Annotated in this window: 19 protein-coding genes; 13 read left to right on the top strand and 6 right to left on the bottom strand. The window is 73.0% G+C overall.

Annotation, left to right across the window (positions count from 1 at the left end; genetic code table 11):
* Window positions 1–2 precede the first annotated feature (2 nt).
* The gene (locus tag ACFC0B_RS24445; RefSeq protein ID WP_376089497.1) at window positions 3–1,319 is read right to left on the bottom strand and encodes a nicotinate phosphoribosyltransferase; all 1,317 of its coding nucleotides are present in this window, start codon (window positions 1,317–1,319) and stop codon (window positions 3–5) included.
* Between the two features lie 200 nt (window positions 1,320–1,519).
* Between ACFC0B_RS24445 and clpS the strand changes: the two genes are divergently transcribed.
* The 9 genes from clpS (at window position 1,520) to ACFC0B_RS24400 (ending at window position 7,688) form a co-directional block, all read left to right on the top strand.
* The gene (gene clpS / locus ACFC0B_RS24440) at window positions 1,520–1,813 is read left to right on the top strand and encodes an ATP-dependent Clp protease adapter ClpS (RefSeq protein WP_376089494.1); all 294 of its coding nucleotides are present in this window, start codon (window positions 1,520–1,522) and stop codon (window positions 1,811–1,813) included.
* A 100-nt stretch (window positions 1,814–1,913) separates the two neighbouring features.
* Window positions 1,914–2,498 (top strand): DUF2017 domain-containing protein, encoded by a 585-nt coding sequence (locus ACFC0B_RS24435; protein WP_376089491.1) that lies wholly within the window; start codon window positions 1,914–1,916, stop codon window positions 2,496–2,498.
* A gap of 245 nt (window positions 2,499–2,743) precedes the next feature.
* A complete protein-coding gene (locus tag ACFC0B_RS24430) occupies window positions 2,744–4,201 on the top strand; it encodes an amino acid permease (protein WP_376089488.1) in 1,458 nt (485 codons plus the stop codon).
* A gap of 54 nt (window positions 4,202–4,255) precedes the next feature.
* Complete coding sequence (locus ACFC0B_RS24425; RefSeq protein WP_376089485.1) at window positions 4,256–4,687, top strand: Mov34/MPN/PAD-1 family protein; 432 nt, start codon at window positions 4,256–4,258, stop codon at window positions 4,685–4,687.
* A 149-nt stretch (window positions 4,688–4,836) separates the two neighbouring features.
* A complete protein-coding gene (locus ACFC0B_RS24420; protein ID WP_376089482.1) occupies window positions 4,837–4,956 on the top strand; it encodes a putative leader peptide in 120 nt (39 codons plus the stop codon).
* A 104-nt stretch (window positions 4,957–5,060) separates the two neighbouring features.
* Window positions 5,061–5,339: a MoaD/ThiS family protein gene (locus tag ACFC0B_RS24415; protein WP_350544771.1), complete on the top strand. Its 279-nt coding sequence runs from the start codon at window positions 5,061–5,063 to the stop codon at window positions 5,337–5,339.
* A gap of 96 nt (window positions 5,340–5,435) precedes the next feature.
* Window positions 5,436–6,404 (top strand): PLP-dependent cysteine synthase family protein, encoded by a 969-nt coding sequence (locus tag ACFC0B_RS24410; RefSeq protein ID WP_376089479.1) that lies wholly within the window; start codon window positions 5,436–5,438, stop codon window positions 6,402–6,404.
* A 159-nt stretch (window positions 6,405–6,563) separates the two neighbouring features.
* The gene (locus ACFC0B_RS24405; protein WP_376089476.1) at window positions 6,564–6,755 is read left to right on the top strand and encodes a MerR family transcriptional regulator; all 192 of its coding nucleotides are present in this window, start codon (window positions 6,564–6,566) and stop codon (window positions 6,753–6,755) included.
* Window positions 6,756–6,941: 186 nt separating this feature from the next.
* Window positions 6,942–7,688, top strand: coding sequence for an MBL fold metallo-hydrolase (locus tag ACFC0B_RS24400; RefSeq protein WP_376089473.1), 747 nt, complete (start codon window positions 6,942–6,944; stop codon window positions 7,686–7,688).
* 31 nt (window positions 7,689–7,719) lie between these two features.
* On the opposite strand, the gene ACFC0B_RS24395 is transcribed toward ACFC0B_RS24400, so the two are convergent.
* Window positions 7,720–8,637 carry a branched-chain amino acid transaminase gene (locus tag ACFC0B_RS24395; protein ID WP_376089470.1) on the bottom strand — a complete coding sequence of 306 codons (918 nt, stop codon included), beginning with the start codon at window positions 8,635–8,637 and terminating at the stop codon, window positions 7,720–7,722.
* 142 nt (window positions 8,638–8,779) lie between these two features.
* Between ACFC0B_RS24395 and ACFC0B_RS24390 the strand changes: the two genes are divergently transcribed.
* Entirely contained in the window at window positions 8,780–9,826 is a 1,047-nt protein-coding gene (locus ACFC0B_RS24390) for a LuxR C-terminal-related transcriptional regulator (RefSeq protein ID WP_376089467.1), read from the top strand.
* Between the two features lie 18 nt (window positions 9,827–9,844).
* On the opposite strand, the gene ACFC0B_RS24385 is transcribed toward ACFC0B_RS24390, so the two are convergent.
* From ACFC0B_RS24385 to ACFC0B_RS24370, 4 genes are all read right to left on the bottom strand, one after another.
* Entirely contained in the window at window positions 9,845–11,134 is a 1,290-nt protein-coding gene (locus ACFC0B_RS24385) for an LLM class flavin-dependent oxidoreductase (RefSeq protein ID WP_376089464.1), read from the bottom strand.
* A complete protein-coding gene (locus ACFC0B_RS24380; protein WP_376089461.1) occupies window positions 11,131–12,189 on the bottom strand; it encodes an LLM class flavin-dependent oxidoreductase in 1,059 nt (352 codons plus the stop codon). Before ACFC0B_RS24380 ends, ACFC0B_RS24385 begins: the two co-directional genes overlap by 4 nt.
* Window positions 12,190–12,645: 456 nt before the next feature.
* On the bottom strand, window positions 12,646–13,923 hold the full coding sequence (locus ACFC0B_RS24375; protein WP_376089458.1) for a PTS transporter subunit EIIC: 1,278 nt from the start codon (window positions 13,921–13,923) through the stop codon (window positions 12,646–12,648).
* 408 nt (window positions 13,924–14,331) lie between these two features.
* A complete protein-coding gene (locus ACFC0B_RS24370; RefSeq protein ID WP_376089455.1) occupies window positions 14,332–15,621 on the bottom strand; it encodes a PTS transporter subunit EIIC in 1,290 nt (429 codons plus the stop codon).
* Between the two features lie 404 nt (window positions 15,622–16,025).
* Between ACFC0B_RS24370 and ACFC0B_RS24365 the strand changes: the two genes are divergently transcribed.
* The 3 genes from ACFC0B_RS24365 to ACFC0B_RS24355 all read left to right on the top strand — a co-directional run bounded on the left by ACFC0B_RS24365 (window position 16,026) and on the right by ACFC0B_RS24355 (window position 17,745).
* Window positions 16,026–16,259 carry a glucose PTS transporter subunit EIIB gene (locus tag ACFC0B_RS24365; RefSeq protein WP_063349220.1) on the top strand — a complete coding sequence of 78 codons (234 nt, stop codon included), beginning with the start codon at window positions 16,026–16,028 and terminating at the stop codon, window positions 16,257–16,259.
* 167 nt (window positions 16,260–16,426) lie between these two features.
* Complete coding sequence (gene rph, locus ACFC0B_RS24360; protein WP_376089452.1) at window positions 16,427–17,161, top strand: ribonuclease PH; 735 nt, start codon at window positions 16,427–16,429, stop codon at window positions 17,159–17,161.
* A 194-nt stretch (window positions 17,162–17,355) separates the two neighbouring features.
* Window positions 17,356–17,745: a hypothetical protein gene (locus ACFC0B_RS24355; RefSeq protein WP_376089450.1), complete on the top strand. Its 390-nt coding sequence runs from the start codon at window positions 17,356–17,358 to the stop codon at window positions 17,743–17,745.
* Window position 17,746 lies beyond the last annotated feature (1 nt).

Raw genomic sequence — 17,746 nt, 5'->3', positions numbered from 1 at the left:
CCTCACACGTGCAGCTCGGTCACCAGCACCGGGTCGCCCTTGGAGAGCTGGGTGGCCGACAGCGGCAGCGCCGCCCGGGCCCGGACGTGCCGCTCGCGCGCGGCCTCCAGCGGCTCCCGGCCGACCACCTCGCCGGCCTTGACCAGCGGCACCTGCACCAGGTGCGGCTCCAGCGCGTCCGGGACCGGCCCGGTGCCGACGACCTCGGCCTCGGCGACGCCGTCCGCGTCGGGCCGCCGGGCCGCCCACTTGCGCCCGCCGATGCTGGTCTTGCCGCCGGCCGCGCGCTTGGCGACCGGGACCATTGGGCCGTCGGGCCCGGCGGCGCGGGCGACCAGCTTGTAGACCATCGCGCAGGTCGGTTCCCCGCTGCCAGTGACCAGGCTGGTGCCGACGCCGTAGCCGTCCACCGGGGCGGCGGCCAGCGCGGCGATCGCGTACTCGTCGAGGTCGGAGGTGACGATGATCCGGGTCCCGGTGGCGCCGAGCTCGTCGAGCTGGCGGCGGACCCGGTGGGCGAGCAGGGTGAGGTCGCCGGAGTCGATCCGGACCGCGCCCAGCTCGGGCCCGGCCACCTCGACGGCGGTGCGCACGGCCTCGCGCAGGTCGAAGGTGTCGACCAGCAGGGTGGTGCCCCGGCCCATCGAGTCGATCTGCGCCCGGAAGGCGTCCCGCTCGCTGTCGTGGACGAGGGTGAAGGCGTGCGCGGCGGTCCCGGTGGTCGGGATGCCGTAGGTGAAGCCGGCCTCCAGGTCGGAGGTGGCGGCGAAGCCGGCCACGTACGCGGCGCGGGCGGCGGCGACGGCGGCCTGCTCGTGGGCGCGCCGGGCGCCCATCTCGATCACCGGGCGGCCGCCGGCCGCCGAGGTCATCCGGGAGGCGGCGGCGGCGATCGCCGAGTCGTGGTTGAGGATCGAGAGGATCACCGTCTCCAGGATCACCGCCTCGGCGAAGCTGCCCTCGACGGTGAGCAGCGGCGAGCCGGGGAAGTAGGCCTCGCCCTCGGGGTAGCCGTGGATGTCGCCGGTGAACCGGTAGTCGGCGAGGAAGCGCAGGGTGTCCTCGTCGACGATCCGCTGGTCGGCGAGCCAGCCGAGCTGGGCGGAGGTGAAGCGGAAGTTCTCCACCGCGTCCAGCACCCGGCCGGTCCCGGCCAGCACGCCGTAGCGCCGCCCGGCGGGCAGCCGGCGGGTGAACACCTCGAAGACGGAGCGGCGGTGCGCCGCCCCGCTGCGCAGGGCGGCCTGCAGCATGGTGAGCTCGTAGCGGTCGGTGAGCAGCGCGGTCGAGCCGGCCGCAAGCACGGAAGTGGCGTCCATGCGGATGATGCTACTACCCCTTAGCGTCAGTGTGACGATTTCTCGGCCGGGGGATCCGTCCAGCGCGTCGCGGCCCCGGGGCGGAATCGCCCGCCGGTCCCCCGGATGGCAGCATGGGGCAGGAGGGGCACGTGGAAGTCACGTGACGGCCGGGTGGGAGCCACCCGGGAACCGAACTGAGCGGCAGGAGGGATCCGGCGGTGAGTGTCGCGCCCGTGGAGATCGAGCGCCCGGAGGTCGAGGGCGTGCCGGTGGCGGAGCCGGACACCCCGTGGGTCGCCATCGTCCACAACGATCCGGTCAATCTGATGAGCTACGTCCAGTACGTCTTCCAGGCCTACTTCGGCTACCCGAAGGAGAAGGCCCGGAAGTTGATGATGGAGGTGCACACCAAGGGCCGGGCGGTGGTCTCCAGCGGCTCGCGCGAGGAGATGGAGCGCGACGTGCAGGCGATGCACGGCTACGGCCTCTGGGCGACCCTGCAGCACGACTGACCGTGCGGCCGGCCGCCCGACCGAGGGTGCGGCCGGCCGTACCGGCGGCCCGGGCGGCCGCGGACCACTGGAACCGACGAGGACGGGCTGACCGATACCGATGGCTGGGTTGTTCGAGAGTGCCGGCGGCGGGGGCGCGGTGCTCGCGCTGGACGAGCTGGAGGCCTCCATCCTGCGCTCGCTGGAAGTGCAGATGCTGGAGCTGATCGGCCCCGGCCCGGGCGGCGACGGGGAGGGGTCCGGCGACCCGCTGGCGGCGCTGTTCGCCGAGGGGCCGACCAAGGCGCCCGACGACCCGGCGCTGGCCCGGCTCTTCCCGGACGCCTACGGGGATCCGGCGGAGCCGGCCGACGCGGAGTCCCGGGAGGCCTCCGGGGAGTTCCGCCGCTACACCGAGCTGGACCTGCGCGCCCGCAAGCGGGATGACGCGCTGCACGTCGTGCGGGCGCTGGACGGCCTGGGCGGGGAGGGCGGCACGGTCAGCCTGGACGGCGCCGCGTGCCGGCGCTGGCTGGGAGCGCTCAACGACCTGCGGCTGACCCTGGGCGTGCGGCTGGAGATCACCGAGGAGGACGAGCAGGGCCTGTACGCCCTGCCGGACACCGACGACCGCAAGCCGCTGGTGATGGCCTACCTGTGGCTCGGCGCCCTGCAGGAGTCGCTGCTGGAGGCGGTCGCCGGCTGAGGCCCGCCGCCGCTCCGGGCACGCGCCCGGAGCGGGTCACCCCCCGTTCGGATCAGGCCCCGACCACTCGTCCGCATGCTGGACGCATGGTCGGGGCCTTTCCGTGCAAAACGGGCGAAACCCTATCGGGGCATGCTCAAATATCGCTCAGATGGACACCGGTATCCGGATCGTGCGTGGTACGACTGCACCTCCCCCCACCCCCACGAGTCCCAGCCGCGAAACCCCATCCAGGACGGTGCAGCATGGCCGAACAGCTCTACGACGAGGTCGTCGACACCCAGCCGGACGAGGAGGGCTACCACCGGGGTCTGGGCAGTCGCCAGATCCAGATGATCGCGATCGGCGGTGCGATCGGCACCGGCCTCTTCCTCGGCGCGGGCACCGCGATCTCGAAGTCCGGCCCCAGCCTGATCCTGTCCTACGCGGTCGCCGGCGTGGTGATCTTCGCGATCATGCGGGCGCTCGGCGAACTGCTCACCTACCGCCCGGTGGCCGGCAGCTTCGCCGAGTACGCGCGGGAGTTCCTCGGCCCCTTCGCCGGCTATGTGACGGGCTGGACGTACTGGCTCTTCTGGGTTGTCACGGGCATGGCGGAAACCACCGCCGCGGCCGTCTACGTGAAGTTCTGGGCGCCCGAGATCCCGCAGTGGCTCTGCGCGCTCTGCTTCCTGGTGCTCCTCTACGGGGCCAACCTGATCTCGGTGAAGATCTTCGGCGAGATCGAGTTCTGGTTCTCCATGGTCAAGGTCACCGCGATCATCGGCATGATCCTGATCGGCATCGGGGTGCTCACCCTCGGGTTCAGCGACGCCGGCGACACCGCCTCGATCACTCACCTCTGGCAGGACGGCGGCTTCTTCCCCAAGGGCATCGGCGCCACCGTGATGACCCTGCAGATCGTCATGTTCGCCTATCTGGGCGTCGAACTCGTCGGCGTCACCGCGGGCGAGAGCGAGAACCCGAAGAAGACCCTCCCGCGGGCCATCAACACCCTGCCGTGGCGGATCGCGCTGTTCTACATCGGCGCCCTGGTCGTCATCCTCTCGCTCGTGCCGTGGACCGAGTTCCAGCCCGGCGTCAGCCCGTTCGTCGCCACCTTCGGCAAGATCGGCATCCCCGCCGCGGCCGGCATCATCAACTTCGTGGTGCTCACCGCCGCGCTCTCCTCCTGCAACTCCGGCATGTACTCCACCGGTCGGATGCTGCGCGACCTCGCCCTGCGCGGCCAGGCCCCCGGGCGGCTCACCCGGCTCAACGGGCACCGCAGCCCCGCCGCCGCGATCACCGCCTCCTCGCTGCTGATGGGCGTCGGCGTGGTGCTCAACTACCTCGTCCCGGCCAAGGCGTTCGAGTACATCACCTCGGTCGCGACCGTCTGCGGCCTGTGGACCTGGGCGATGATCCTCGTCTGCCAGATCCGCTACCGCCGGGCCTGGAAGGGCGGCCACCTGCCGCCGCCCACCTTCAAGGCCCCCGGCGGCGCCTGGAGCAGCTGGGCCGCGCTGGCCTTCCTGGTGCTGGTGGTCGTCCTGATCGCCCTGGACGAGTCCAACCGGATCTCGCTGTACGTCTTCCCGGTCTGGGCCGTGCTGCTGGTCGTCGGCTACCGCGGGCTGCGCCGCCGCGCCCCCGCCGCGGTGCACGCGGTCGCCCACGACCACCTGCACGTGCCGGGCGACGGCGGCACCGGGGCCCGCTGACCGCGCCTCGGACGCCCCGGCGGCCCACCGCCGGGGCGTGGCTATCCTGGCGCCATGCTGACCATCACCCGAGAACTGCGCGACGCGATCGTCGCCCACGCCCGTGCCGACCACCCGGACGAGGCCTGCGGCGTGGTCGCCGGACCGGAGAGCAGCGGCCGCCCCGAGCGGTTCGTCCCGATGCTCAACGCCGCCCGCTCGCCCACCTTCTACGAGTTCGACTCGGGTGACCTGCTCAAGCTCTACCGCGAGATGGACGACAGGGACGAGGAGCCGGTGATCGTCTACCACTCGCACACCGCCACCGAGGCCTACCCCTCGCGCACCGACGTGAGCTACGCCTCCGAGCCGAACGCCCACTACGTCCTGGTCTCGACCGCCGAGGGCAACGGCCCCGAGGACCCGTACCAGTTCCGCTCGTTCCGCATCGTGGACGGCGTGATCACGGAGGAAGACGTCCAGGTCGTCGAGGCCTACCCGGCCTGACCCGCACCCACCTGGGCGAGGCCCGCCGACCGTCCGCGAGCGGTCGGCGGGCCCTTGCGTTTCCGGCCCGTCTCGACATGGGGGACGAACTCATCCGTATCCCGAGACGGGCATGGAGGAGCGGGCCCGGGAATCTATACGATGAGCCCATGCGTTCCGTCGATGTGAGCACCCAGGCCCCGGGCATCCGCCTCGTGGCGCGCCTGCACATCGACCTGTGCCGGCTCGCCGGTGCGATCTGTCCCGGCACGCCGGCGCGCTCGCGCTGAGCCGCCCCGACCGGCCCGCCCGCGGAGACCACCGCCCCGGGCCGCAACGCCCTGCCGCGCCCGCTGCGGCCCACCCACCTCACGACTCGCACAGGAGCGCACCCATGGCCATCGAGGTCCGCATCCCGACCATCCTCCGCACCTACACCGACGGCGCCAAGGCCGTCGAGGGCACCGGCAGCAACCTCGGGGAACTCTTCCACGACCTCGACGCCCGCCACCCGGGCATCGCCGCCCGCCTGCTGGACGGCGGCGAGCTGCGCCGCTTCGTCAACGTCTACCTGAACGACGAGGACGTCCGCTTCCTGGAGGGCATCTCCACCGCGCTCGCCGACGGCGACAGCGTCACCATCCTGCCCGCCGTGGCCGGCGGCGCCCGCTGACCACCCGCCCGCGCCGTCCCGTCCCGCGCACCGTCCGGGACGGGACGGTGCGGGTCCGCCCGTACCGAACCCCACCGCCGCCCGCCGGAGGACCCCTTGCGCTACGACAGCCCGCTCGAAGCCGTCGGCAACACCCCGCTGGTCCGCCTGCCCCGGCTGTCCGCCGCGGTGCCCGGGAACACCGAGGGCCTGGTCACCCTCTGGGCCAAGCTGGAGGACCGCAACCCCACCGGCTCCATCAAGGACCGCCCGGCGCTGCACATGATCGAGCGCGCCGAGGCCGACGGCCGGCTCACCCCCGGCTGCACGATCCTCGAACCCACCAGCGGCAACACCGGGATCTCGCTGGCCATGGCGGCCAAGCTCAAGGGCTACCGGATGGTCTGCGTGATGCCCGAGAACACCAGCGAGGAGCGGCGCGAACTGCTCCGCATGTGGGGCGCCGAGATCATCCCCTCGCCCGCCGCCGGCGGCTCCAACACCGCCGTGCGGATCGCCAAGGAGATCGCCGCCGAGCACCCCGACTGGGTCATGCTCTACCAGTACGGCAACCCCGACAACGCCGGCGCCCACTACACCGGCACCGGCCCCGAGATCCTCGCCGACCTGCCCACCGTCACCCACTTCGTGGCCGGCCTCGGCACCACCGGCACCCTCATGGGCGTCGGCCGCTACCTGCGCGAGAAGGTCCCCGGGGTGCGGATCGTGGCCGCCGAGCCGCGCTACGACGACCTGGTCTACGGCCTGCGCAACCTCGACGAGGGCTTCGTCCCCGAGCTGTACGACGCCGAGGTGCTCACCACCCGCTTCTCGGTCGGCTCCGCCGACGCCGTCCGCCGCACCCGCGAACTCCTCCAGCAGGAGGGCATCTTCGCCGGCGTCTCCACCGGCGCGATCCTGCACGCGGCGATCGGGGTCGGCCGCAAGGCCGCCCAGGCCGGCGAGCGCGCCGACGTCGTCTTCGTGGTCGCCGACGGCGGCTGGAAGTACCTGTCCACCGGCATCTACACCGCCGAGTCCACCGAGGCGGCCGTCGAGGCGCTGCAGGGCCAGCTCTGGGCCTGAGGCGCCCGCGGCCCCGGTCGTGACGGACCGGGGATTTGTCCGGGTCCTGCTCCCGGTTCGTCACGGTACGGCCACGGCGTCCGGTCCGGGGCCGGGGTTCCCGGGCCGTGCGGAAAGGCTGCTCACGAACGTCCCCCCACGCACCCGCGGAGGTGACCCGTGAGCCGCGGCTCCGACCTGTGGTCGTACACCGAGATCGCCCGCCACATCAACGTCCGGCCCGAGACCGTGCGCACCTACCGGCGGCACGGCCTGCTGCCCGAACCGGACCTGGTCGACGCCGGCGGGCACCCCCGCTGGTACCCCGCCACCATCCGCGGCTGGGCCCGGCGGCGCCCCGGCCACCGCTGACGCGCCGTCGCCCCCGCCTCCCCGGCGTTCTGGTGATTCCAGCCACAGCACGGCACGGAGACGGGGGCAAAGTGCCGGTCCGCCCTTACCCTCGACAACACGCGCAGGGCAGCGCCTCCGGCCGGTACTCCCGGCCCGCTGTCATGACCAGCGACAGCCAGGACGTGTCGGGGCGGAGGGGCTCGGATGAAACTGACCGTGGTGGGGTGCTCTGGGAGCTTCCCGTCGGCCGACTCGCCGTGCTCCAGCTACCTGGTGGAGGCCGGCGGCTACCGCGTCGTGCTCGACCTCGGCAACGGCGCGCTCGGCGCCCTGCAGAAGTACGTCTCGATCTACGACGTCGACGCCGTCCTGCTCAGCCACCTGCACGCCGACCACTGCGTCGACCTGTGCGCCTACTGGGTCGCCCGCAACTACCGGGCCGAGGGCTGTCCCGACCCGATGCCCGTCTACGGCCCGGCCGGCACCGCCGCCCGGATGGCCCGCGCCTACGACATGCCCGAGAACCCGGGGATGAAGGAGGTGTTCGAGTTCCGCACCCTCACCCCCGGCCGCTTCGAGCTCGGCCCGCTGCGGATCGACGTCGCCCAGGTCAACCACCCCGTCGACGCCTTCGCCTTCCGGCTCGAACACGGCGGCCGCAGCCTCGTCTACTCCGGCGACACCGGCGAGAGCGCCGATCTCGTCGAGCTCGCCCGGGACACCGACCTCTTCCTGTGCGAGGCCGCCTACCTCGACGGCCGCGACACCTACCGGGCCGTCCACCTCAACGGCCGCGAGGCCGGCGAGCACGCCACCGCGGCCGGCGCCCGCCGGCTGGTCCTCACCCACATCCCGCCGTGGACGGACGCCGAGCTGAACCGGCGGGACGCGGCCGCCGCCTACGCCGGACCGGTCGACATCGCCCGGCCCGGCGCGGTCTACGAGCTCTGACCCGCCCCGCGGACGCCCACCGGGCGAACGCTCACCCCGTGTACGTCAGCCAGTGCCGGTAGCGCTCGTCCGCGCCGGTCACCGCCGCCTCGTACGCCGCGCGCAGCCGCGCGGTCAGCGGACCCGGGGCGGCCGACAGCTCGCGGTCGTCCAGTGAGCGCACCGCCACCACCCCGGCCGCCGTGCCGCACAGGAACACCTCGTCCGCCGCGTACAGGTCCGAGCGCAGCAGTGACTCCACCCGCACCGGCACGCCCAGGTCCCGGGCCAGCGTCAGCACGGTGTCCTGGGTGATCCCCTCCAGGGCGCCCGCGCTCGTCGGGGGCGTGCGCAGCACCCCGTCGCGGACGGCGAACACGTTCTCGCCGGTGCACTCGCTCACCGTGCCGTCCGGGCCGAGCAGCAGCGCCTCGTCGTAGCCCGCGTCGGTCGCCTCCCGGCGGGCCAGCACCGAGTTCAGGTACGGGCCGGTCGCCTTGGCGGCGGGCGGCACCGCGTTCGGGTCGGTCCGCCGCCAGCTGCTCGTCTTCAGCCTGATCCCGCCCTCCGCGTCCGGGAGCTGGGAGTGCCACTCCCAGCTCGCGATCGCCGTGCTGGTCGGCGAGGAGCGCATGTCCAGGCCCATCGCGCCGTAGCCCAGGAAGGCGAAGTGCCGCAGGTAGCAGGAGCGGTGGCCGTTGGCCCGCACCAGCTCGACGGTGGCCTCCGCCAGTTCGGCCGTGCCGTGGGGGAGTTCCATCCGCAGCATGCGCGCGCTGCGGTCCAGCCGGCGCAGGTGCTCGGGCAGCCGGAACACGGCCGGGCCGTCCGCCGTGGCGAACGCCCGGGTGCCCTCCAGCACCCCGGTGCCGTAGTGCAGGCCGTGGGTGAGGACGTGCGTGGTCGCCGTGTGCCAGGGCACCAGCGCGCCGTCCAGCCAGATCGTCGAAGCCTCGGGAAGAGCGGTCATGGGCGCCATCCTGGCCACCGCGGCGCCGCGGGTCAGTACGCGGACGGCTGCCGGAACCGGCCATGGCCGGGAGCGGAAGCGGCCCGTCTCGCAGGGTGGAAACCCCGGGCGGGCGGGCGCGGGGCCTCACTAGGCTGCGCCGATGGAGAGCCCCGCCGACCGGGACGCCACCCGGCTCTACGCCCGCCTGCTCGCCGAACCCGGCCGCCCGCCGGGCGCGCTGCTCCCCGACTGGGACGACCGGCGGCTCGCCGCCGCCACCGCCGAACTGCTCGCCCTCGGCCTGCTCCAACCCGCCGCGGCCGGCCGCTCCCCTGACCCGGCGTCGGACCCGGACCCGGACCCGGCTTCTAACCCTGACCCGGCGTCGGAGCGGGCCGCCGTCTCCGTCGACACCGCCGTCCGGCAGCTGCTGCTCGACGCCGACCGGCAGGTCGCCGACCTGGTCGGCGCCCTGCACCGGGCCCGCCGGGCGGTGGACCGGCTGCACACCGGCTACCTCCCGATCCAGGAGCGGCACCGGTCGGGCACCGCGCTGGAGGTGGTCCGCGGCGCCGGGCGGATCGCCGCCCTGCTGGAGGACGCCGCCCGCGGCGCCCGCACCGAGGCGCTCTCGCTGCGCCCCGGCCAGGACCTCTCCGGCCCCGCCCTGGCGGGCAAGCTCGCCCGGGAGCGCCTCGCCCTCGCGCACGGCGCCGCGCTGCGCACCATCCACCCGGCGGCCGCGCTGCGCCGCCCGGCCGTGCTCGGGCACGTCCGGGAGCTGACCGCGGCCGGGGCGCGGATCCGGGTGGCCCACTCGCTGCCGCTCTGGCTGATCGTGGTGGACGCCCGGCTGGCGATCCTGCCCGCCCCGGGAGCCGGGCCGGGCGGGGACGCCCCGGTCGCGGAGGCGGCCGTGGTGGTGCGCGAGCCGGCCCTGGTCGCGCTGGTGGCCGAACTGTTCGAGTACTTCTGGTCGGCCGCCTGGACGCCCGCCGAACTCCTGCCCGAGGCCGAGGCGATGACGGAGCGGCAGGCCGAGGTGCTCCGGCTGCTGGCGGCCGGCCGGACCGACGCGGCCATCGCCCGCAAGCTGGAGCTGTCCGAGCGCACGGTGCGCCGGCTGGTCGCCGAACTGACCGCCGGCCTGGGGGCGGAGAGCCGCTTCCAGGCCGGCGTGCACGCCGCCCGGCTGGGCCGGGTCTGACCGCCGCCCGCCCGGGGGTCAGTGCCGTCCGGGGACCGGCAGGCCGAGGTGGTCGCGCAGCGTCGTGCCGGAGTACTCGGTGCGGAACACCCCGCGCTCCTGGAGCAGCGGCACCACCCGGTCGACGAAGTCGTCCAGCCCGCCGGGGGTGAGGTGCGGGACGAGGATGAAGCCGTCCGCGGCGTCGCTCTGCACGTGGTGGTCGATCTGGGCGGCGACGCTCGCGGGGGTGCCGATGAAGCTCTGCCGGCCGGTCGCCTCGATCACCAGTTCACGGCTGCTGAGCCCCTTCTCGGCGGCCACCGCGCGCCACTCGGCGGCGACCTTCAGCGGGTCGCCGAGCGAGGTGCGGCCCTGGACGAGGGCGGAGTCGAAGACCGGGTCGACGGCCGGCAGCGGGCCGTCCACGTCGTGGTCGGAGAGGTCGATGCCCCAGACCTGCTCCAGGTAGTTGATCGCGGTGGCCGGGCTCACCTGGGCGCGGCGGATCGCGGCGGCGCGCTCGACGGCCTCCTCCTCGGTGTCGCCCAGCACGTAGGTGACCCCGGGCATGATCTTCAGCTCGTCCGGCTTGCGCCCGTACGCGGCCAGCCGGCGCTTGACGTCGGCGTGGAAGGCCTGTCCGGCGGCCAGGGTGGAGTGCCGGCTGAAGATGACGTCGGCGGTGGCGGCGGCGAACTCGCGGCCCTCGTCGGAGTCGCCGGCCTGGATGACCACCGGGTGGCCCTGCGGCGGCCGGGGCAGCGAGAGGGTGCCCTCGACGTCGAACTGCGGTCCCCGGTGGCGGACCGTCCCGGTGCCCGCCGCGTCCCAGAACTCCCGGGCGAGCGCGACGGTCTCGGCGGCCCGGGTGTAGCGGTCGGCGCGGTCGAGGTAGCCGCCGCGGCGGAAGTTCTCGCCGGTGAAGGCGTCGGAGGAGGTGACCACGTTCCAGGCGGCGCGGCCGCCGGAGAGGTGGTCCAGGGAGGCGAACCGGCGGGCCAGTTCGTAGGGCTCGTTGTAGGTGGCGTTCACGGTCGCGGCCAGCCCGAGGTGGGTGGTGACGGCGGCGAGCGCGCCCAGCACGGTGATCGACTCGGGGCGGCCGACCACGTCCAGGTCGTGGATCCGGCCCTTGACCTCGCGCAGGCGCAGGCCCTCGGCGAGGAAGAAGAAGTCGAAGCGGCCGCGTTCGGCGGTCGCGGCGAGGTGGCGGAAGGACTCGAAGGCGATCTGGCTGCCGGAGGCCGGGTCGCTCCACACCGTGGTGTTGTTGACGCCGGGGAAGTGCGCGGCGAGGTGGATCTGCTTGAGCGGGCGGTCCGTCATCGGGTCACCTCGGCGGTCACGGTGGTCACGGCGGGGGAGGTCGGGGCGGCGATGGTCGCGGCGAGCGCGTAGCGGCTGGCGGGGCGGGCCAGGCCGAGGTGCTCGCGCAGGGTGCGGCCGGTGTAGCCGGCGCGGAACAGTCCGCGCTCGCGCAGCTCCGGCACCACGCGGTCGGCGAGCGCGGTGAGGTCCCGGGTCGGGTCGGCGGGCACCAGGTGGAAGCCGTCGACCCCGCCGCCGCCCTCGGTGACCTCGGTGAGCAGGGCGGATATCGCCGTGTCGTCGGGGAGCGCGGCCGGGATCCGGGCCAGGATCCGCAGCGCCTCGCCGCCGCGCAGCCGCAGTTCGGTGGCGGCGGTGAGCCGGGCGGCCCGGTCGGGGGCGTCGAGCAGGACGACGTCGGCGTAGCGGGCCGCGGTGGCGACCCGGGCGCGGCCGCCGGGGCCGGCGTCCGGCGCGAGGTCGGCGGCGGCGACGGTGACCGCGACGATCGGGCGGCCCTGCGGCGGTCGGGGGGTGGTGGAGGGGCCGCGGACGGAGAAGTACGGGCCCTCGAAGTCGATGTGGTGGAGCTTGGCGCGGTCGACGAACCGGCCGGTGGCGGTGTCGCGGATCTCGGCGTCGTCCTCCCAGCTGTCCCAGAGCCGGGTGGCGACCTCGGCGGCGTCGGCGGCCTCGGCCCAGAGCTCGTCGGCCGGGGCGGTGCCCTTGCGGCCGAAGGCCCGGGCCTCGGCCTCGGTGTCGGAGACGCCGACCAGCCAGCCGGCCCGGCCCTCGCTGACCCAGTCCAGGGTGTTGACCGAGAGGGAGGTGTGGAACGGCTCGGTGTGGGTGGTGGTGACGGTCGGGACCAGGCCGAGGCCGCGGGTGACCGGGGCGAGCCGGGCGAAGGTGGCGAGCGCGTCGAGCCGGCGCGGTTCGGGGGCGTAGGAGTCGTCGAGGGTGACGAAGTCGAGGGCGGCCCGTTCGGCGAGCCGGGCGAGGGTGGTGAAGTGGGCGGCGTCGACGTGGCCGGGGCTGTCGAGGGCGGCGGAAAGATGCAGCTGGCGGGGCATGGGCGGCCTTGACTTTCCTGGGAGGGAAGCGGTGCGGGCGGCGGTCGCGGACCGGCCCGCGGCCCCGGGGGACGGGGACGGGCGAGCGGGTGCGCGCGGGTACGGGCCGGCCCGGTCCGGGGACCGGCGGGCGCGGGTTACGGGGTGGGGCGGAGGCCGGGGCGCGCGGCGGGGACGTCAGCCGGGCGGCGGCGGGGGAACGCTCGGGTCAGCCGCGACACGCCGCGGACCACACGCGACCGAAGTCGATGTGGCTGCGGGTCACCAGCGGACGGGGGGCGTTCACGGCTTCAGTTGACCAGCGGGTCCGCGGGTTCGTCAACCACCGTCTCAGCGGACGGCCGCCGCGGCGGACACCCGGGCGGGCCTGCCGGGCACGCGGAACGGCCCCGCCCCGCCACCCGGGGGAGCGGGTGGCGGGGCGGGGCCGTGAGCGGCGTGCGGTGGTTCCGGGGGTCAGGCCTTGGTGACGTCCTCGATCTCCTCGTCGTCCTCGCGACCCGGGGTCTTGAGGTCGAACTTCACGATCGCGAAGCGGAAGAGGAAGTAGTACAGGGCGGCGAACGCCAGGCCGAGCGGGATGATCATCCACGGGTCGGTGGCCTTGCTCCAGGCGAGCAGGTAGTCGATCAGACCGCCGGAGAAGGTGAAGCCGTCGTGCACGCCGAGCGCCCAGGTCACGGCCATCGAGACGGCGGTGAGGACGGCGTGGATCACGTACAGCAGCGGGGCGATGAAGACGAAGGAGAACTCGATCGGCTCGGTGACACCGGTCACGAAGGAGGTCAGCGCCAGCGACAGCATCATGCCGGTGACGGCCTTGCGGCGGTGCGGCTTGGCGGTGTGGGCGATGGCGAAGGCGGCGGCCGGCAGGGCGAACATCATGATCGGGAAGAAGCCCGACATGAACTGCCCGGCGGTCGGGTCGCCGGCGAAGAAGCGGGTCAGGTCGCCGTGCACGACGGTGCCGTCGGCCTTGGTGAAGTCACCGGTCTGGAACCAGGCGTAGGAGTTCACGAACTGGTGCATGCCGACCGGCAGCAGACCGCGGTTGACCAGGCCGAAGGCGCCGGCACCGACCGCGCCGGCCCCGATCAGGGTGTCGTTCAGGCTCTTGATCGCGTCGCCGATGGGGCCCCAGGTCAGGGCGAACAGGACGCCGACGGCGGTGCCGACGAAGGCCATGATGATCGGGACGAGACGGCGGCCGTTGAAGAAGCCGAGCCAGTCGACCAGCTTGGTGCGGTGGTACTTCTGCCACAGCACGGCGCTGAGCAGACCGATCACGATGCCGCCGAGGACGCCGGGGTTCTGGTAGGTCGCGGGGACCCACTTGCCGTCGGCGATGTGGCCCTCGGTGATCGGGAACGCGGTCAGCACGTTCTTGTAGACCAGGAAGCCGACCAGCGCGGCGAGGGCGGTCGAGCCGTCGGCCTTCTTGGCGAAGCCGATGGCGATGCCGACCGCGAAGAGCAGCGGCAGGTTGTCGAAGACGCCGTTGCCGGCGGTGGCGAAGACCGCCGCGACCTTGTTCCAGCCGAGGCCGTCCTTGCCGAAGACGTCGTCCTGGCCCAGACGCATCAGCAGACCGGCGGCCGGGAGGACGGCGATGGGCAGCTGGAGGCTGCGGCCGATCTTCTGCAGACCCTGGAGCAGGTTCTGGCCGAACTTCTTGGCGGGACTGGGTGTGGCCGGAGCCGTGGCGGGCGCCGGTGCCTGCGCTGACTGACTCATGGGGGTGGGTTCCTAACGGCAAGGGCGGGTCGGTCGGGGGGAGGGTGCACAGGGGGCCGAACCGCGAACTGGTCTACACCACACGTGGTGTAGACCAGTTTTGTAGCACGGGGAGAGGAGGCGGGGAACCCTTGAAAGCGCCGCAGCTGGGAAGCGCTATGAAATCGAAACCTACTTGTGGATCAGCGATCTTGATTACCCGCCGTGATTGGCATTTTGGCTATTTGCGCAACAAAAAGCCGGGGCGGCCCGATGCTCCACGGCAGGTCACCGGCCGGTCACCGACGGCCCGTCCGCGCCGGGCCGGCGGGTGTTCGCGCCGGGACCATCGGCCCGGCCCGGATATGCCGAAGGCCCTCGGACCGGTGGTCCGGGGGCCTTTTCGGATTCTGCGCGGTGACGCTCGGTTTATGCCTTGGTCACGTCCTCGACCTCGCTCTCGGCCTCGCGCCCCGGGGTTTTCAGGTCGAATTTCACGATGATGAAGCGGAAGAGGGCGTAGTAGACGGCGGCGAAGCAGAGGCCGATGGGAATGATCAGCCACGGCTTGGTGGCCAGGCCCCAGTTGATCACGTAGTCGATCAGGCCGGCCGAGAAGCTGAAGCCGTCGTGCACCCCGAGCGCCCAGGTGACGGCCATCGACGCGCCGGTCAGCAGGGCGTGCACGCCGTACAGCGCGGGGGCGATGTAGGCGAAGGAGTACTCGATCGGCTCGGTGACGCCGGTCACGAAGGAGGTCAGGCCGACCGAGAGCATCAGGCCGTAGATCTCCTTGCGCCGGTGCGGCTTCGCCGAGTGGGCGATCGCCAGCGCGGCGGCCGGCAGCGCGAACATCATGATCGGGAAGAAGCCCGACTGGAACTGCCCGGCGGTCGGGTCGCCCGCCAGGAAGCGCGGGATGTCGCCGTGCACGACCATGCCGTCGGGCTTGGTGTACTCGCCGAACTGGAACCAGACGAAGGTGTTCAGCAGCTGGTGCATGCCGATCAGCAGCAGGGCGCGGTTGGCCACGCCGAAGATGCCCGCGCCGCCCGAGCCCAGGTCGACGAGGTTCTGGCTGAAGGTGGTGAGGACGCGGCCGATCGGCGGCCACACCCAGACCGCGACCACGGCGAGCACCATGCCGACCAGGGCGGTGATCATCGGCACCAGCCGGCGGCCGTTGAAGAAGCCCAGCCAGTCGACCAGCTTGGTGCGGTGGAAGCGCACCCAGAGCCAGGCCGACATCAGGCCGAGCAGGATGCCGCCCAGCACGCCGGGGTTCTGGTAGACCGCGGCGGCCGCCTTCGCCGAGGTGTAGTCCACGCACTGGTCGCTCACCAGGATGGTCGGCGGCTTGCAGTCCTCCGGGAAGGCGTGCAGCACCCGGTAGTAGACGAGGAAGCCGACCACGGCGGCCAGCGCCGTCGACCCGTCGGCCTTCTTCGCCATGCCGATCGCGACGCCGACGCAGAACAGCATGGGCAGGCCGAACGAGGAGTCCAGCAGCGCGCCGCCCGCCGCGGCGAAGACCTTGGCCACGTCGTTCCAGCCCAGGCCGTCCTTGCCGAAGACGTCGGGCTGCCCGAGCCGGTTGAGGATGCCGGCGGCCGGGAGCACCGCGACCGGGAGCTGGAGCGAGCGGCCCATCTTCTGGAGGCCGCCGTAGAAGGTGTGCCACCACGTGGTCCGCGGTGCTGTCGCGCCTGCCGAACTCATCCTTCGCCCTCCGAGTGCAGTGGCCGGCCGGTGGCCCCCGCCGGGAACCCGCGGGCGGGGCGGGGCGGGGCGGGGTCGGGCGGGGGCCGGGAACACCCGGGTCGCTTCCTGCGTTCCTCGGAGTACACATATATTGGTGTAGACCACTTTTGGGACGCAGGCCGCGCGCCGGGAGACGGCCCCACTGCTCGTCATCCTCGGACGTCGATCCGGGGTCTGCGCGCCGGAATGGGCCAAAAGTGGACTAACGTGGCATATCGGTTCGGCTCGGGTCATGCTGGTCGCGCTGCTCCGGCAGCACGCCACGGCACGACCGACCACTGACCCCGCGTCACCGACCGAGGTCACCGCGCAGGACGGCACCCGGCAGAGCAGCCGACGGGCCGAGACAGAGGGAGAGAGCAATGGCCAGCAAGGCTGAGAAGATCGTCGCCGGTCTGGGCGGCATCGACAACATCGAAGAGGTCGAGGGCTGCATCACCCGCCTGCGCACCGAGGTCAAGGACGCCTCCCTGGTCAACGAGGCCGCGCTGAAGGCCGCCGGCGCCCACGGCGTCGTGAAGATGGGTACCGCGATCCAGGTCGTCATCGGCACCGACGCCGACCCGATCGCCGCCGACATCGAGGACATGATGTGAGCTGAGCCCGCCGGCTCGCGCACACCCGGCCCGCCGACCCCTCCCCGGGGCGGCGGGCCGTGGCACGTCCGGGCACCGGGCGCGGCCCGTCCGGGCAGACCCGGACGCCTCGGGACGCCTCGGGGCGTACCCGGAGCACCCGCCGAAACCGACTACGCTCGGTGCCTATGTCACGCATCGACGGCCGCACCCCCGACCAGCTCCGCCCCGTCAGCATCGAACGGGGCTGGAGCAAGCACGCCGAAGGCTCCGTCCTCATCTCCTACGGCGACACCAAGGTGCTGTGCACCGCCAGCGTCACCGAGGGTGTCCCGCGCTGGCGCAAGGGCAGCGGCGAGGGCTGGGTCACCGCCGAGTACTCCATGCTCCCGCGCGCCACCAACACCCGCGGCGACCGCGAATCCGTCAAGGGCCGCCTCGGCGGCCGCACCCACGAGATCAGCCGGCTCATCGGCCGCTCGCTGCGCGCCGTGGTCGACCACCGCGCCCTCGCCGAGAACACCATCGTCCTCGACTGCGACGTCCTCCAGGCCGACGGCGGCACCCGCACCGCCGCCATCACCGGCGCCTACGTCGCGCTCGTCGACGCCGTCAACTGGGCCCGCGAGCGCAAGCTGCTGCGCGCCAAGGGCAAGCCGATCACCGGCGGGGTCAGCGCCGTCAGCGTCGGCATCATCGACGGCGTCCCGATGCTCGACCTCCAGTACGAGGAGGACGTCCGCGCCGAGACCGACATGAACATCGTCTGCACCGCCGACGGCCGCTTCGTCGAGGTCCAGGGCACCGCCGAGGGCGCCCCCTTCGACCGCGCGCTGCTCGACCGGCTGCTGGACCTGGGCACCCTCGGCTGCGCCGAGCTCGACGAGGTCCAGCGCAAGGCCCTCGGCGAGCTGGAGGGCTGACCCCGGGGGCCCGCTCCTCACCCCCTGAGGTACCGGTTCCGCTTCGGTTTCCGGAAAACCCCGGGTGCCGGGCCCGGCCGCTGTACAGGCCGGGCCCGATGCCCGTACGGTTCCCGCAGCACCCGTTTGCGGGAACCGCGCACCCCTCAGCGCGCGTCCTTCCCTTCCGGATACCGCGCACCCAGGAGGACCGGATGCCCCAGAACATCGCCCGCCCCACCATGCTCGCCGTGGCCGGCCTGATCGCCATCCTCCCGCTCAGCGCGGTCAGTTGCTCCGCCGCCCAGAAGGCGATCGACTGCGGCAACACCGCCGTCAAGATCACCGGCGACATCAACGAGGTCAGCAACGCCTACAGCAACGCGAGCAACGACGCGGCCGCCGCCGGGCAGGCGCTGCAGAAGCTGAAGAACGACCTCGACCAGCTGGGCAAGAACTCCAAGGACACCGACGTCGCCAAGGCGATCACCGACCTCGGCACCCAGGTCGACAAGGTCCAGCAGGCGGTCAACAACAAGCAGGTGCCGGACTTCAAGCCGCTCGGCGACGCCGCCTCGAACCTCACCAAGGTCTGCACCGGCTGAC

The organism is Kitasatospora sp. NPDC056184, from assembly GCF_042268405.1.
Classification (GTDB): domain Bacteria; phylum Actinomycetota; class Actinomycetes; order Streptomycetales; family Streptomycetaceae; genus Kitasatospora.
The sequence above is the reverse complement of the archived record's forward strand: the minus strand, read 5'-3'. Positions and strand labels throughout refer to the sequence as shown.